Raw genomic sequence first — 14,863 nt, forward strand, 5'->3', positions numbered from 1 at the left:
GGGCGCCAGCTCGCGCGTATCCCACCGGCAGAAGCCTGCGGGCGGAACAGTGACGAGGACATGACGGCTAGCGCACTCACCGAGACCTCCCCGAGCGACGTCCCCGAGGACCCCGCGCCCGCGACGACCACGCGGAGCTGGGGCTCGCGGCTCGCGCCGGTGCTGGCCGTGCTCGCCGGCGTCGCGGCGGTCGCCGTCCACGCCACCCGCTACGGCCACTGGATCGTCGACGACGCCGCCATCACGTTCTCCTACGCGCGCAGCTTCGCCGACGGCCTCGGCCCGGTGCTGCAGCCGGGCGCCCCGCCGGTCGAGGGCTTCTCCGACCCGACGTGGATGGTGCTGCTCGGCCTCGGCAAGCTCGTCGGCCTCTTCGACCACGGCTCGCTCTTCGGGCTGCCCGACTACGTGCTGTTCCCGAAGGCGCTGGGCCTGCTGTTCACCGGTGGCATCCTGACCGCCTGCTACTTCGCCGCGAAGCAGATCTTCACCCGCTTCGCGTGGCTGGCCACGCTGATCGCCGGCCTGACGCTGGCGACCATCCCGTCGTTCGTCATCTGGGTCGTGTCCGGCCTGGAGAACTCGCTGTTCGCGTTCGCGGTGGTCACGCTGGCCGTGACGCTGTTCGTCTCGGTCAAGCGCGACGTGCTGCTGACCCCGAAGGTCGCGATCTGGGCCGGGGTCATGGTGGCCTTCGCCGCGCTGACCCGGCCGGAAGGCCTGATCTACGCGGGCGCGTACCCGCTGGCGGCGCTGTTCCTGCTGCGCTCCGGGCTGTTCTGGAAGAGCTTCCGCCTCGCGCTGCTGTCCGTGGCGGCGTTCGCGGTCCCGTTCGGCGCGTACGTCGTCTGGCGCCACGCCGAGTTCGGCCGGCTCCTGGCCAACCCGTCGGTGGCGAAGCAGCAGGGCCTGCCCGGCTTCGACGCGGTGAAGCGCCCCTTCGAACTGGTCGGCTACGCGGGCTGGGCCGGCGTGGTCGTACTGGCGCTGGTGATCGTGTTCGCGCTGGTCAAGGCCCCGTGGCGGCGGTCGCTGATCGCGCTGCTGGTGCCGCTGGGGCTCGGGATCGTCGCGTACGGCGTGATGGTCGCCGACTGGATGTACCAGCACCGCTTCGCCAGCCCGATCTGGCCGCTGGCGGTCATCGCGGGCACGCTGTCGGCGGGCGAGCTGCTGCGCCACCGCCGCGCCCTGCTGCGCGTCGGCGTGGTCGTGGTGCTGGTGGGCGCGTTCGTCCCGTCCGCGATCGGCTTCGCGGCCGCGGCGGACAAGTTCGCGAAGAACCCCAACATCACGGCGTGCCTGGTGGCGGACCGCTTCGGCCGCGGCTTCAACACGTACGCGGACATCCTGGGCCTGCAGAAGGCGTCGCTGCTACTGCCGGACCTGGGCGGTTCGTCGATGACCAGCCGCCTCGAGCTGGTGGACATGGCGGGCCTGGTCAACAAGCCGATCGCGGACCTGGTCCACGACAACGACCTGGCGGGCCTGCGCGACTACGTGTTCGACACGGTGAAGCCGACGTTCATCCACTCGTGGGGCCCCTGGGCGGCGGGCAACGGGATCGCTCTGGACCCGCGCCTGGACCGCGACTACGTGCTGATCTACAGCTCCCCGATCGAGGGGTTGCGCAACGGCGACTGGGTCCGCCGCGACGCGGCGACCGACCCGGCGAAGCTGAAGGCGGCCCAGGCGTACGCGGCGAAGACGATCCCGGCCGTGGCGGCCGACCGCTTCGGCGGCCCGCTGGACGACTGCGGGGCGACGATGAAGCCGGGTCAGACGATCACGATGCCCAGCTGATCCAGCGGAACGCGTCGATCTGCAGCTGGACGCTTTCCGGCGTGCCGGGGTGGTTGTCGAGCTTCGCGACCAGGCTCGACGCCCGGCGGAGTTCGCCGGGCTGCCAGTGGGCCGGCGGCACCTTCAGCAGGGCGACCAGCAGGTCACCGGGGTAGCAGTCGCCCTCGGCGAGCGGCTCCCGCTCCAGGCGGTCGAGCACGAGCGGCACCAGCAGCTCGATGCCGACCTGCTGGAGCAGCAGGAGCCGGAGGTCTTCGGCGCTCAGATCACCGACCGGCCTGCGCCGGAGTTCGTGAGCCGTCCGGACCAGGCGGGTCGCGTCGGCGGGCGGATCGCCCCAGGCGTGGCCCTCGAGCTGTTCGAGGCTCCGCGATGTGTCGGCCACGGTTCAGCCCGCCAGCCCCAGGCTCAGCCACAACGCCCCGGTCGCCGCGGCCAGGCACAGCGGGGTCGTGAGGGCGCCCAGTGCGTGGAACGTGCGGGCCGACGGCGGGGCCGGAAGCGTGCGGCGCCACAGCAGCGTCGCCAGCGACCCCAGGTAGGTCGCGTTCGGGCCGATGTTGACGCCCAGCAGGACCGCCAGCAGCACGCCCGGTGCCGGGTGCGGGCCGAGGACCGACAGCAGGATCAGGGTCGCCGGGAGGTTGTTGACCAGGTTGGCCAGCAGGGCCGCCACCCCGGCCGCGATCAGCAGGTCCAGCAGGCCCGTCGACGTCGGCAGCACCGAGCCCAGCAGGCCGCCGAGGACGTGCTCGGACACCGCCTCCACCACGACCGCCAGGCCCAGCACGAACAGGCACAGCTGCGGCGACGCCTCGGTCACCAGCTGCCACGGCCGGATCTTGCCCATCGCCAGCGCCCGGACGCCCAGGATCAGCGCGGCGAGCGCCGCGATCCAGACCGGCTCGACGTGGCCGAGCTGGCCGACGCCGAAGCCCACCAGCGTGAGGCCGAGGACGACCAGCGCGAACGTCGGGGTTCCGAGGTGCTGCTCCGGCTCGGTGGTCTCGCGCGGGCGCAGGTCCCGGGCGAAGAACCGCAGGAACACCAGCAGCTCGATGCCGATCGTGACCAGCCACGGCAACGCCATCAGCGCCGTGAACCCGGCGAACGTCAGCCCCGACGCGGCGAACGCCAGGAGGTTCGTCAGGTTGGACACCGGCAGCAGCGTCGACGCCGAGTTGGCCAGGTGCGCGCACGCGTAGACGTGCGGGCGGGGCGGGAGCTCCAGGCTCTTCGCGGTCGCGAGCACGACGGGGGTGAGCAGCACGACGGTGGCGTCCAGGCTGAGGATCGCGGTCACCCCGGCCGCCGCGGCGAAGGTGAGCGCCAGCAGGCGGCGGGGCTTGCCGTGGCACGCCTCGGCCAGGCGGTTGCCGAGCCAGCTGAAGACGCCGTCGACACTGGCCAAAAAGGACAAAAGCAGAATGGCGGCCAGGAAGCCCAGGGTCGGGAGGATCTCGACGGCCCGATCGCCGGCCGCTTCGGGGCGGACGAGCCCGAGCAGCAACGCGAGACCCGCCGCCGGCACCGCCGCGACCGCTTCGGGCCAGCCGCGCGGCCGGACGATGGCGAAGACCAGCACGACGGCCAGCAGCGCGAGGCTGCCCGCCCCTGCCCAGAAGTTCACCCGCTCACGCTAATCGACGACCGCGAAAGCGCCCCAATGTGGCGTTGGTTGCGTCCAACGCACCGAACGCCACATTGGGTGCGCTGGACGCACCGAACGCCACATTGGGGCGCTGGTCAGACTCCCAGTGGCTCCGGCGTCGCCGCGCCGCGGGCGAGGTCCTGTTCCTTGGCCCGGATCACCGGGAGCACCTCCTTGCCGAAGTGCTCGACGTCCTCCAGGTAGTGCAGGAACCCGAGCAGCAGCAGGTTCGCCCCGCGCTTCTTGTACTCGATCGCCCGGTCGGCGATCTGCTCCGGCGTCCCGATCAGCTTCGTCCGGAAGCCGTCGTTGTACTGCACCAGGTCCTCGAACCCCGAGTCCGCCCACATCCCCTTCGAGTCCGAAGTGGACTTACCCGCCTGCGCCACGGCCGACCGGAAGCCTTCGACCGCCTCGACGTTGGCCTTCTCGACGATCTCCTTCAGCACAGCGCGAGCTTCGCTCTCGGAAGAACGCGCGATCACGAACCCGTTCAGTCCGAATCGGACAGTCCGGTCGTTCGAAGCCGCGTACCCGCGAACCTCCGAAACCTGCTCGCTGAACCCGTCGAAGTCCTTGCCGTTGCTGAAGTACCAGTCCGAGACGCTCCCGGCCAGCTTCCGCGCCGCCGTGGAGTTGCCGCCCTGGAAGATCTCCGGGTGCGGGGCCGCGACCGGTTTCGGCTTGATGTCGAAGTCGTGGATGCGGTAGAAGTCGCCGCGGAACTCCGCGTGGTCGTTCGTCCAGAGTTCACGCAGGACGCGGATGAACTCCTCCGAACGACGGTAGCGCTCGTCGTGTTCCAGCCACGGTTCGCCGAGGCCGGTGAACTCGCCCTTGAACCAGCCGCTGACCACGTTCACCGCCGCGCGGCCGCCGGAGATGACGTCGGCGCTGGCGATGAACTTCGCCAGCACGCCCGGGTGCCACAGTCCCGGGTGGACGGCCGCGATCACCTTCAACCGCTGCGTGGCGAGCAAGAGCGCCAGGCTGAACCCGGTCGACTCGTGCTGGTAGGCGGCACCGTAGCTCGCGGTGTAGCGGACCTGGGAAAGCGCGTACTCGAACCCGCTGTTCTCGGCCAGCACGGCCAGCTGCCGGTTGTACTCGTAGCCCCAGTCCGTCCGCTGTTCGATGTCGGAGGTGACGAGGCCACCGCTCACGTTCGGGACCCAGTAGGCGAATTTCAACGGCTCTTCGAACGACATGGCCCGAGTAGAGCAACGACCCGGAAACGGGTCAACGCGCGTCCGCACGGTGGGACTTGGCCAGCGCACCACCGAGTTCCGCGCGGCCGGGAATGCCCAGCTTCCGGTACGCGCCCGACAGGTGCAGCTCCACCGTGCGCCGGGTCAGGTGCAGCGCCGTCGCGATTTCCCGGTTGGTCAGCCCTTGCGCGGCCATCACCGCGATCCGGTTTTCCTGACGGGTCAAGCCGTGTTCGTTGTCCTTGGCCGGGGTCAGCGCGCGCCGGGCCGACCGCAGCTCCTCCGCCGCGCGCCGGGCGAGCGGCCGCGCACCGCAGTGCTCGCTCAGCTCCACCGCCTGCCGCAGCGTTTCGATGGCCTTTTCGGACTGGCCGTGCCGCGCCAGGAGGCTGCCGAGCTCGGTCAGCGCCGTCGCCAGCTGCAGCCGCGCCGGCGACGTCCGCAGCGTCGTGATCGCCTTGGTCAGCGCGCGCTCGGCTTCGTCGTCCTCGCGCACGAGCCCCAGCGTCGTCAACGCCGTGCCGAGCGGCCGCGCCGCGCCCCAGCGGGCGGCGGCGTTGCTGTCCTCTTCGGCCAGCCGGGCCGCGTCGTCGGCTTGACCGAGCGCCAGCGCGGCCCGCGCGGCGTGCGCGCGCCACGGCACGAACCCCGGGAACCGCATGCCGTGGTGGGCCAGCCGCCGCCCGCAGCTGAGCAGGTCCTCGAACCCGAAGCGGGTGTACCCGGTCGCGACGCGCAGGCGGCCCCGCGCGTACAGCAGGTAGGTGTGGGTGAACAGGCCCTGGCTGGCGACGAAGTCCATCCGGTCCAGCAGCGACGTCGCCGCCTCGAACCGGCCCAGGTCCACCCAGCACTCGACGAGCTTCGCCGCGCACAGCACGCCGACCGGGCACGTCGTCGTGCCGCCGCGCTCGTCGAACCGGCGCAGCAGCGACTCGAAGTGGACGCTCGCGCGCTGCAGGTCGCCGCTGGCCTGCAGCGCGATCCCGCGAGCCAGGGTGGGCAGCGCACCGTGCGGCACGTGCACGTCCCACGGCTCGCGCTCGACGTCGAGGACGCGGCACAGCCGGTCGACGTGGGCCGGCTCGTCCGCGAGCACCGCCGTGGCGAGGGTGAAGAAGTAGTGCTGTTCGAAGAGTTCGCCGTCGTCGCCCGACCCCGGCTTGCGGGGGTTCCGGGTGGCGGAGCCCCCGGCCCGAGGCGGAGCCTCGGCGAACGACAGGGCGTCGGTGAAGTGCCCGAGCGCGTCCTGCGCCGACTCGCCGCTGCGGACCGCGTCGAGCGCCAGCAGCGCCGACCGGCTCCGCTGCGCCGCCGGGTCGGTCAGCGGCGCCCACTGCTCCTCGAAGTCGCGGAACTCCGGGGGCGGGCCCAGCCGGCTGCCCGCCTCGGCGAGGTAGGTCATGCAGAGCAGCGGCCAGACGGCGTCCGGCCCGCCGGCGTCGAGCCGCGCCGCGATCTGGCCCGCCGCGCTGATCGCGAGCCGGGCGTCCTGCCCGCCGCAGAGGGACAGCAGCATCGCGGTGGCGATGAACGCGGCCGTCTCGCGGTTGCCGATCGTGTCGACGGCTTCCCGCACCCGCTTCGCCGCGGCCGGCGGGTCGACCTGGAACTCCGCGTGGGCCAGCTGCAGCAGCACGGCCACCCGGCGCCCGGACGTCAGCCGTTCCGCCAGCGCCCGCCGCAGGTGCCGCGCGGCCAGCTCGGGCCGTCCGGAAAAGACGGCGTCGCGCGCGCTCAGCCGCAGCACGTCCACGCCCCACGGGATCCGGATCGACGTCGCTTCCAGCAGGTGCGCGGCGACCCGCTCGACCGGCGCGCCGGTCTCCGACAGCAGCTTCGCCGCCCGCCCGTGGTTGACCGCGCGGGTGGTCTGCGGCATGTCCTTCAGCAGGGAGTTGCGGACGAACGAGTAGGTCAGCACCGGCCGGTTGCTGTTGGTGAGCACGTGCAGCCGGACCATCGTGTCGATCGCCTGCAGCGCGTCGAGCTCGTCGACGCCGGCGAGCTGGGCCAGCAGGTCGAACCCGGCGTCCTCGCCGAGGATGGCCGCCGCGTGCAGGATCTCCGGCGCGTGCGGGAACTCCTGCATCCGCGTGTGGAGCACCTGGCCGATCAGCGACGAGCCGAGCTCGTGCGGGTCCGCGCCGGGCAGCAGCCGCGGCCGCAGGGCCTGCAGCAGGTACGGGTTGCCGCCGGTCGCTTCCCGGCAGGCGGTGGCGAGTTCGCCGGGGGCGAGGCCGAGGATTTCGGCCGCGGCCGCGTCGCCGAGGCCGTTCAGGGTGATCGACGCCGGCGTGCAGCCCGCCATCTCCAGCAGCGCGACCTCGTGGTGCGGCGGGTGCCCGGTCAGCGCGGTCAGGATGATCAGCACCGGCAGGTCGAGCACGCGGTTGCGGATGTAGGCGAGGCATCGCATGGACCAGGCGTCGGCGAGGTGCACGTTGTCGATGCCGAGGAACAGCGGGCCCCGGCCGGCCGCCTCGCGGACGAGCCCGAAGAAGAGTTCGAGCGCTTCGCTCTCCCCGGCCGGTCCGCACAGCTCGGTGGCGCTCGGGCGCGGCGTGCCGGGGTCGCTCAGCGCGTCGGCGAGCTGGCGGGCGAGCCCGCCCGGCAGGTGGCTCTCCAGCCGCGACCCGGTGGCGATCGCGACGGTGAAGCCCGCGTCCGCGGCCAGCGCCGCGACGGTGTGGAGGGTGGCGCTCTTGCCCATGCCGAACTCGCCGACCAGGACCGCGCTGGCCGCGCGGCCGCCGAGCGCGGCCGGGAAAAGGCTGGTCAGACGGCTGAGCTCGGGTTCGCGGCCGGGGAGCCGCGGGGCGGGACGCTTCGGTACCGAAGCCCCGCTGACGGGGTGCTCGGGATTTACTTCGGTATCCACCGTAAGGACTTTCATGTTGGGTTGGGGCAGACTACTGGAATCCGGCCGACCAGGGGAGATCCCGCGGAGCGCGGCCGGTACCGGCCACGACACGAGCAGGGGAGACGATGGACGCAGCCGATGCGAACCGGTCCTCCCCGCCGGCCGGCCCGGCCGCACCCCCGTCGGGCAGCGGGTAGCCGGGCCCGGCCGAACCGCCGGGCCGTGCGCCGCCGCGGGGGAGGTACCCGAGCCGGTCCGCCTCCGCCAGCGCTTCGCCCACCGAACGGAACTCGGCGACCAGGACCCGGCAGCGGGCGCAGTCCCGCAAGTGCGTTTCGAACTCCGCCGGGTCGTCGAGGACGCCGAGCCCGTGCGCCGCGGCGTCCCGGTGCTTCCCCGTCATCGCACCGCCACTTCGCCGAGCGCTTTCCGCAATTGCCGCATCGCCGTGTACAACCGTGATTTCACGGTTCCTTCCGGAATTCCCAGAATTTCCGCCGCCCGCCGAACCGTGTTTCCGGCGAGGTAAGTCTCGTAGATGACCGACTGGTATTTCGCGTCCAGTTCTCCCAATGCCCGAGTAATCGTTAGTGCGGCTAACGAACTGTCCGCTCGGTCGGCGGACTCGGCGTTTTCCGGGATGTCCAGAGCGACCTCCTGCGGGCGGACCCGGCGATTTCGCCAGCCGTCGATGACGATCCGGCGGGCCACCGTGAGCAGCCAGCCGCGCAGCATTCCGGGCTCGCGTTCGAGGGTGTCCGAGTGTTGCCACGCGCGGATCATGGTCTCCTGCACCACGTCTTCGGCCCACTGCCGGTCGTGGTTGGTCAGGGCCAGTACCTGCGCGAACAGGGTGGCGCGGAAGTCCTTGTACAGCAACGGGACGAGGTCGTCCGCCAGGTCCGGCACGGCGTCGACCGCGGTGGCGGACGAGGCGTAGCCGACGTGGCCGCGACTTTCTCTGCCCAGTGCTTCCATAAAGCTCGCAACCTCACCTGACTGGCGGACCGTGGGGCCATCGGAGCGTAGCGCAAAAACACTTAATAGGCCATATGCATTAGTTTCGGTGCCCTATTGGCCGCGGCGTCAACGACCGTCATCCAAGATCGGTTCAGAATGTGTCTTGTGATGCACGTCACAGGTCACTAAAAGGTGACAGCGAGAACCGGAACCCACCTTTCTCCCGTAGCTCCCGGTGAGGACTCCATCGCGAAGGGACAACGGGGATGCCGCTCCGATTCGTGGCGCTGCTGGCCGCCGTGGCCGCGTTCGCGCTCGGCTGCGCGATCCCGGCGTCCGCCGGCGAACTCCAGCAGATCGACCGCACCCTGCTGACCCGGCTGAAGCAGCACACGCTGTGGGCCGGGCCGTCGAGCAGGCTCGCCGCCGAGCGGGCCACCAACCGCCGCGTCCGCGCCGTCGCCGTCCGCATCGCCGACGACCAGGCCCGCCTCGACGTCGCCCTGCGCGCGGTCGCCGACCGGCTCGCGATCACCCTCCCGGGGGAGCCCACCGGCCAGGAGCGCGCCTGGGCGGCCGAACTCACCGCGGACTCCGGCGACGCGTTCGACCGCGCCTACGTCAACCGGCTCCGCGCCGAGTACGGCAGTCTCTTCGCGCTCGCCTCCGACGTCCGCGCCGGCACCCGCGACGACGACGTCCGCGCGTTCGCCCAGACCGCCGTCGACACCGCGCTCGGGCACCTGACGCTCCTGGAGAGCACCGGGCTCGCCGAAACCACGTCCCTGCTCGTTTCCGCCACCGAAGACGACACCCTCGGCGGCGGCGACTTCGCCGTCGGCGCCGTCCTCGTGGCCCTCGCCGCCGTCGCCACGTTCGGCCTGCTCCGCCTGCTCGGAACTCCCGGCAGGACCCCGCCGCGCACCCGGAGGTAAGCCGCCCCATGTCCCCCTCAGCCGCGCTGATCCCGGTGTCGCCGCACGACACCGGGATCGCCGAGGCGGCCGCGCTCTCCGGCCGCCTCACCTACCTCTGCATGTGCCTCACCCTGTGCTGGGGGGTGCTCGCCGCCACCGGCTGGGTCCGCCGGTTCAGCGGCCAGGACGCGCTGCGCACCGGGCACGTCCTGCTCGCCGCGTTCACCCTCGCCACCGGCACCGTGCACGGGCTGACCTTCCTCTTCCTCGAGGACGACCCGTTCGGCGCCGCCGACCTCCTGCTCCCCTTCTACGACGGGGCCCCGCGGCACGCCATCGGCATCGCCGGCCTCGAGCTGGTGATCGCCGTGTCGGTGACGGCGGGCCTGCGCCGGGGCGCGCGGGAAGCCCGCTGGCTGCGCTTCCACCAGGCCGGCTACCTCGCGATCGGCCTGCTCGCCGTGCACGCCTGGCTCGGCGCCGTCGCGAGCGGGCACCTGGCCGTGGTCTGGCTGGCCGGGATCACGCTGCTCGTCCCGCCGGTCCTGCTGTCGGTGTTGCGGGTGCTGCCGGCGGCGATGCTCGCCCGCGCCGGGCTGATCACCCCGCCCGAGCCGGAACCGGCGGCCCTGCGCGTCGACGTCGACAGCCACCGCTGCCACGCCTACGGCGTCTGCCAAAGCGAGGCGCCGCAGGTGTTCCAGCTCGGCCAGGACGGCCGGCTCGAGTACGAGAAACGCCCCGAGGCCGAGGAGGCCCCGAACGTCCGCGCCGCCGCGCGCGCCTGTCCCATGCGCGCCATCCACCTGCTGGGAGCGATCAGATGAGCGAACGCATCGTCATCGCCGGAGCCGGCCTGGCCGGCCTGCGCGCCGCCGAGCGGCTGCGCGAACTCGGGTTCGACGGCGAAGTCGTCGTCCTCGGCGCCGAACCCGGCATCGCCTACCACCGCCCGGCGCTGTCCAAGCAGCTCCTCACCGGCGCGGTCAGCCGCGCCGACACCCTCCTCGCCGATCCCCTCGAAGTCGACGCCGAATGGCGGTTCGACACCCCGGTCACGGCGCTGTCCCCGCACCGGCAGGTCGTCCACCTCCGCGACGAGGAGCTCCGCTACGACGGCCTGATCATCGCGACCGGCGTCGAACCCCGGCGGATGCCGGGCGCGCCGCACGGCCACCCGCGCGTGGTCGTCGTCCGCACCCTCGCCGACACCGTCGCCCTCCAGCGCGCCTTGGCCGGCAATCCCGGCCCGGTCGCCGTGATCGGCGACGGCTTCATCGGCTGCGAAGTCGCTTCCAGCCTCCGCGAGACCGACCGCGGGGTCGTCCTCATCGGACGGTCGCGCCCGCTGCTGGCCGACGTCCTCGGCCCCGACATCGGCGACTGGCTCACCGCGCTGCACACCGCCCGCGGCGTCCACCTCGAACTCGGCACCACGATCCGCCGCTGGCGCCCCGGGCCGACGTCCGTCGGGCTCGAGTTCGCCGACGGCCGCGCGCTCGAAGTCGCGTGCGTCGTCGTCGCCGTCGGCAGCGTCCCGGCGGTGTCCTGGCTGCGCGGCGCCAAGCTGCCCCTCGACGACGGCGTCGTCTGCGAGCCCACCTGCCACGTCGTCGGCTCGTCGACGATCGTCGCGGCCGGCGACGTCGCCCGCTGGCCCAACCTGCGCTACGACCCGGCCCCGCGGCGCGACGAACACTGGCTCAACGCCGTCGAAATGAGCCGCGCGGCCGCGGAAAACCTCCTCACCGGCCCGCAGGGCGCGCGGCCGTACACGCCGGTGCCGCGCTACTGGTCCGAACAGCACGGCGTCCGCATCCAGGTCGCCGGCCGCCCCGCCCTCGGCGCCGACACCGTCCTGCTGGAGAGCCCCGTCCCCGGCACGCGGCCGATCACCGGCTTCGTCCGCCACGGCAAGCTGATCGGGCTCATCGGCCTGGACAGCCCCGCCGCCGTCCTGCACTGGACGGCCGAACTGGCCCGCCAGCACCCCGCGCCACCGGTGGTCCGCCCACGCCACCACAGCGAGGCGGCGGCCGGCTACTGAGCTACCATCCAGGCTGCGGACGAGCTGGCAGGGCGGTCGCGGGCCGGGGCGACCCGGCCCGAGGAAAGTCCGGACTCCACGGGGCAGGGTGGTTGCTAACGGCAACCCGGGGCGACCCGCGGGAAAGTGCCACAGAAAACAGACCGCCCCCGCTTTCGGGCGGGGGTAAGGGTGAAACGGTGGTGTAAGAGACCACCAGCGTCCCGGGTGACCGGGACGGCTAGGTAAACCCCACCCGGAGCAAGGCCAAGAGGGAGCTCACGAGCTCCTGCGCAGGCGTTCGAGGACGGCCCGTCCGAGTCTGCGGGTAGGCCGCTGGAGCCTGCCGGCGACGGCAGGCCGAGATGGATGGCCGCCGCCCCGGGAGCCGCGAGGCGACCGGGGAACAGGATCCGGCTTACATGCCAGCTCGTCCGCCTCCCAGCGACTGGTTTCCCCGGCGGTTACCCGGTAGTAGGGTGCCGCTATGGCGGGTGACGAGAAGCGGTTCAAGTCGGCGTTCGATTCCCTGCACGCCCTGGCGTACTTCGCTCCCGAGGTGGACGAAGCGCTCACGGGCGCCGGACTCCGGCCGGGCCGGATGCCGTACTTCGCGGGCCGGTCCGCGGCCATGGGGGCGGTCGGGCCCGAGGTCGTCGCGGCCACGTTCTACAACTTCAACCCCGAGGTCGTCGCCCGCGTGATCCCGCGCGCCTGGACCCTGGCGACGCCGGAGCAGGTCCTCGAAGCCCGCGTCGACGGCGTCGACAAGGCGCTGACCCGGCTGCTCGGCGACCACGTGAAGAGCGACGAGGTCGCCGAAGCCGCCGAACTCGCGCGCGAAGCCGCCGCCGGGTGCACCGCGGAGGGCAGGCCGCTCTACGCCGCGCACGCGGGGCTCGGCTGGCCGGGGGAGCCGCACCTCGTCCTGTGGCACGCCATCACGCTGATCCGCGAGTACCGCGGCGACGGCCACATCGCCGCCCTCGTCCTCAACGGCCTGAGCGGCATCGAAGCACTGGTCACCCACGTGGCCACCGGCCGCGGCTTCCTCACCGCCACCGCCAAGCTGACCCGCGGCTGGAGCGACGAGCAGTGGGCCGCCGCCGAAGCCCGGCTCGTCGACCGCGGCCTCTTGGACGCCGAAAGCCTGCTGACGGAAGAAGGCGTCGCGGCCCGCGACCGGGTCGAGGTCGCGACGGAGGCCGCCTCGCGGGGGCCGTGGGAGCGGCTCGGGGGCGAGCGGACCGCGCGGCTCGAGGAGCTGTGCCGTGAGCTCAGCCGCCGCGTCGTGGAGGCTGGGGCGTTCCCGGACGGCGTCTTCGCGAAGCGTCGCCCTTAGCACTCAAGATCACGCTACTTGCCGGTGGTGCCTGGCTTCGAAATCGACGGAGATGTCGCCAGACTGAGCTCGCGGTCGATCGAGTCGCCCTGCGTCGGCCACGCGTGGTCGCGGCGGTGTCGGCGCTCGGCGTGAGCAAGTCCCGGGCATCGGGGTGAGTTCTCAGCACGCTGAGAACTATGGGTGGCAGGGGTCTGCTCCGAGTGCCATCGGCGCAACGGTGGTGGGGTGGATTTTCGTTGTGCCACGCCTGCCACAACGGTCGACAAGGCAGCCGGTATCTACGCAGCGTGCTTTGACCACTACGGCAAGTGGCTTCCATGATGTTGTTCGAAGCGACCCCTGAGCTGCAACCGTGCGGCCTCGCTGACGCCGGAGGCAAACCTGGACACACATCCCATGACAGGCGGCGTGAAGCTGCCGGCCCAGGCAAACGGGGCGCCACCTGCTGCAACAGGCGACGCCCCAACACGACAAATCCGCACGCGTCTGACGAGCAGGAGAGTGCCGCATGTCCAAGAGTAACGGCAGCAAACGACGTGACCCAGCCTCGGAGCCCCGTCGCACCCTGTGGTGGGCACTGATCAAAATCTTGGCCAGCAAGAAGTTGCATCGACGCTGTACTGACTCCATGCAGCTGCTCGGCAGGCTCGCGATCGCCCTGGCCACCCTGTCCGCGGTCGTGCTTTTGGTCCGCGGGTCGGACTTGGCCGCGGTCGTGCACGACTTGGTCGCTTTCCTCGTCCTTTTGAGGATCGCCGGCTGATGGCCTGGGTGCGCCCCCGGCGTACGGGCGACGCCGGGGGCGCATCTTCGCCAAGCGTCGCCTTTAGCACTCAAGATCACGCTATGTAGTGAAAAACTTGTGAAGTCCTGAGCGCCGCGTGACGGACGGAGGCGGTCTCCAAGATCGACATGGCCGCCGACCGGCCGAGGGGTCGTCACAGAACGGACTCACGCGACACGGCCGTTCGGGTCATGTCACACTGTTCCAGGCCGCACAACGGCCACGGTGCCAGTACCCACAGTGAGCAAATCCCGGGCATAGGGGTGAGTTCGTCAGCACACTGAGAAGTATGGGTGGCCGGGGTTCAACCCGAGGGCCCTTGCCGCGATGATGGTGGGCGTGGAGTTTTCCTGTGCCACGCGCACCGCACCGGTTGAAGAGGCAGCCGGTATTCACGCAGCGCGCTTTGACCACTACCCCTCGTAGCCCCCATGATGTTGTTCGAAGCACCGCCTGAGCCAGAACCGCGCGGCCCCCACCGCGCACCGGGAGTATCGCGATGACGACCTTGACCACCCTCGACACGCTGGCCGCCGGCGAGCTGGGCACGGGAAACGTGCGCACCTGGCTGATCGACAACATCATTCCCCTGGTGCTGCTGGCCGTAGCGCTCCTCCTGCTCTGGCTCGGTGGCGGCAAGGGCGACAACGCCGGTGTCATGCGCCGGCTCGCCGGTGTCGTCATCGCGCTCGCCATCATCGGACTCGCGGTCAGCGGGGCCGGCGTCAACGTGGGCCAGTGGATCGCCGGCCTGTTCACCGGCTGAGGCGGGGCCCGCGTGCGTATCAGGACGGATGACGAGGTCTACCGGGTCGACGCCGTGTGGCTCGGTCCCCCGAAAGCGACTTTTCCCTGGAGAGCCCGGTACGTCGCCTGGCTCATCGGCATCCCGACGTTCTTCGTCGTGCTCGGCGTCGAACGCTGGGCGGGCTGGAACTTCGGGTTCTTTTCGACGGCGTGGGCGTTCGTCGCCACCATCGTCGTCACCCGGCTGCTGACCGCCAAGATCAGCCACGAGCGCCCGCTCGGCACCGTGGTCGCGATGGCGGGGCGCGAGCTCAACACCCCGAGAGAACTGACCACGGGCACGGGCGGCGCGGTGAGCGCCAGCCGGGTCCGGGTGCGGGCCGAGCGCCCGTTGCCGAAGCACCGCCGGAGGCGGCAGTACCAGCACCACGGCGGCCAGCCGGGTGCGGCGCCGCCCATGCCACCCTCGACGGGGGCGCGCCGCGCCGCCGCGCCGGTTCACCAGGGAGCACCACGAGCGCGCCGGGGCCGCGGCAACGCGGCCCGGGCCGGGAGGTAG

General features: G+C 71.7%; 14 protein-coding genes and 1 other RNA gene. 9 read left to right on the forward strand and 6 right to left on the reverse strand.

Annotated features, from left to right (window positions below; translation table 11 throughout):
- The first annotated feature begins 60 nt into the window (after nucleotides 1-60).
- Nucleotides 61-1,803: a hypothetical protein gene (locus tag AB5J73_RS18170; protein WP_370970856.1), complete on the forward strand. Its 1,743-nt coding sequence runs from the start codon at nucleotides 61-63 to the stop codon at nucleotides 1,801-1,803.
- On the opposite strand, the gene AB5J73_RS18175 is transcribed toward AB5J73_RS18170, so the two are convergent.
- From AB5J73_RS18175 to AB5J73_RS18200, 6 genes are all read right to left on the reverse strand, one after another.
- Nucleotides 1,787-2,188, reverse strand: coding sequence for a contact-dependent growth inhibition system immunity protein (locus AB5J73_RS18175; RefSeq protein WP_370970857.1), 402 nt, complete (start codon nucleotides 2,186-2,188; stop codon nucleotides 1,787-1,789). The two genes, AB5J73_RS18170 and AB5J73_RS18175, sit on opposite strands and share 17 nt — an antisense overlap.
- Nucleotides 2,189-2,191: 3 nt before the next feature.
- Nucleotides 2,192-3,433: an SLC13 family permease gene (locus AB5J73_RS18180; protein WP_370970858.1), complete on the reverse strand. Its 1,242-nt coding sequence runs from the start codon at nucleotides 3,431-3,433 to the stop codon at nucleotides 2,192-2,194.
- A 116-nt stretch (nucleotides 3,434-3,549) separates the two neighbouring features.
- Nucleotides 3,550-4,662 carry a dimethylsulfone monooxygenase SfnG gene (gene sfnG / locus AB5J73_RS18185; protein ID WP_370970859.1) on the reverse strand — a complete coding sequence of 371 codons (1,113 nt, stop codon included), beginning with the start codon at nucleotides 4,660-4,662 and terminating at the stop codon, nucleotides 3,550-3,552.
- Nucleotides 4,663-4,693: 31 nt separating this feature from the next.
- Entirely contained in the window at nucleotides 4,694-7,543 is a 2,850-nt protein-coding gene (locus AB5J73_RS18190) for an AAA family ATPase (protein ID WP_370970860.1), read from the reverse strand.
- Between the two features lie 31 nt (nucleotides 7,544-7,574).
- Complete coding sequence (locus tag AB5J73_RS18195; RefSeq protein WP_370970861.1) at nucleotides 7,575-7,928, reverse strand: hypothetical protein; 354 nt, start codon at nucleotides 7,926-7,928, stop codon at nucleotides 7,575-7,577.
- Entirely contained in the window at nucleotides 7,925-8,503 is a 579-nt protein-coding gene (locus tag AB5J73_RS18200; protein ID WP_370970862.1) for a sigma-70 family RNA polymerase sigma factor, read from the reverse strand. Before AB5J73_RS18200 ends, AB5J73_RS18195 begins: the two co-directional genes overlap by 4 nt.
- 248 nt (nucleotides 8,504-8,751) lie before the next feature.
- On the opposite strand from AB5J73_RS18200, the gene AB5J73_RS18205 reads away from it, so the two are divergent.
- The 8 genes from AB5J73_RS18205 to AB5J73_RS18240 all read left to right on the forward strand — a co-directional run bounded on the left by AB5J73_RS18205 (nucleotide 8,752) and on the right by AB5J73_RS18240 (nucleotide 14,863).
- The gene (locus AB5J73_RS18205) at nucleotides 8,752-9,420 is read left to right on the forward strand and encodes a DUF4142 domain-containing protein (protein WP_370970863.1); all 669 of its coding nucleotides are present in this window, start codon (nucleotides 8,752-8,754) and stop codon (nucleotides 9,418-9,420) included.
- Nucleotides 9,421-9,428: 8 nt separating this feature from the next.
- Nucleotides 9,429-10,229, forward strand: a complete 801-nt coding sequence (locus tag AB5J73_RS18210; protein ID WP_370970864.1) for a 4Fe-4S domain-containing protein — start codon at nucleotides 9,429-9,431, stop codon at nucleotides 10,227-10,229.
- The gene (locus AB5J73_RS18215; protein WP_370970865.1) at nucleotides 10,226-11,449 is read left to right on the forward strand and encodes an NAD(P)/FAD-dependent oxidoreductase; all 1,224 of its coding nucleotides are present in this window, start codon (nucleotides 10,226-10,228) and stop codon (nucleotides 11,447-11,449) included. The genes AB5J73_RS18210 and AB5J73_RS18215 overlap by 4 nt, the downstream gene beginning before the upstream one ends.
- Before the next feature lie 20 nt (nucleotides 11,450-11,469).
- Nucleotides 11,470-11,865: RNase P RNA component class A (gene rnpB / locus AB5J73_RS18220), an RNA gene on the forward strand.
- 50 nt (nucleotides 11,866-11,915) lie between these two features.
- Nucleotides 11,916-12,770, forward strand: a complete 855-nt coding sequence (locus AB5J73_RS18225; protein ID WP_370970866.1) for a hypothetical protein — start codon at nucleotides 11,916-11,918, stop codon at nucleotides 12,768-12,770.
- Between the two features lie 631 nt (nucleotides 12,771-13,401).
- Nucleotides 13,402-13,536 carry a hypothetical protein gene (locus tag AB5J73_RS18230; RefSeq protein ID WP_370970867.1) on the forward strand — a complete coding sequence of 45 codons (135 nt, stop codon included), beginning with the start codon at nucleotides 13,402-13,404 and terminating at the stop codon, nucleotides 13,534-13,536.
- A gap of 520 nt (nucleotides 13,537-14,056) precedes the next feature.
- Nucleotides 14,057-14,323, forward strand: a complete 267-nt coding sequence (locus AB5J73_RS18235) for a hypothetical protein (RefSeq protein WP_125307003.1) — start codon at nucleotides 14,057-14,059, stop codon at nucleotides 14,321-14,323.
- A 12-nt stretch (nucleotides 14,324-14,335) separates the two neighbouring features.
- Entirely contained in the window at nucleotides 14,336-14,863 is a 528-nt protein-coding gene (locus AB5J73_RS18240; RefSeq protein WP_370970868.1) for a hypothetical protein, read from the forward strand.

Source organism: Amycolatopsis sp. cg9, from assembly GCF_041346945.1.
Lineage (GTDB): Bacteria > Actinomycetota > Actinomycetes > Mycobacteriales > Pseudonocardiaceae > Amycolatopsis.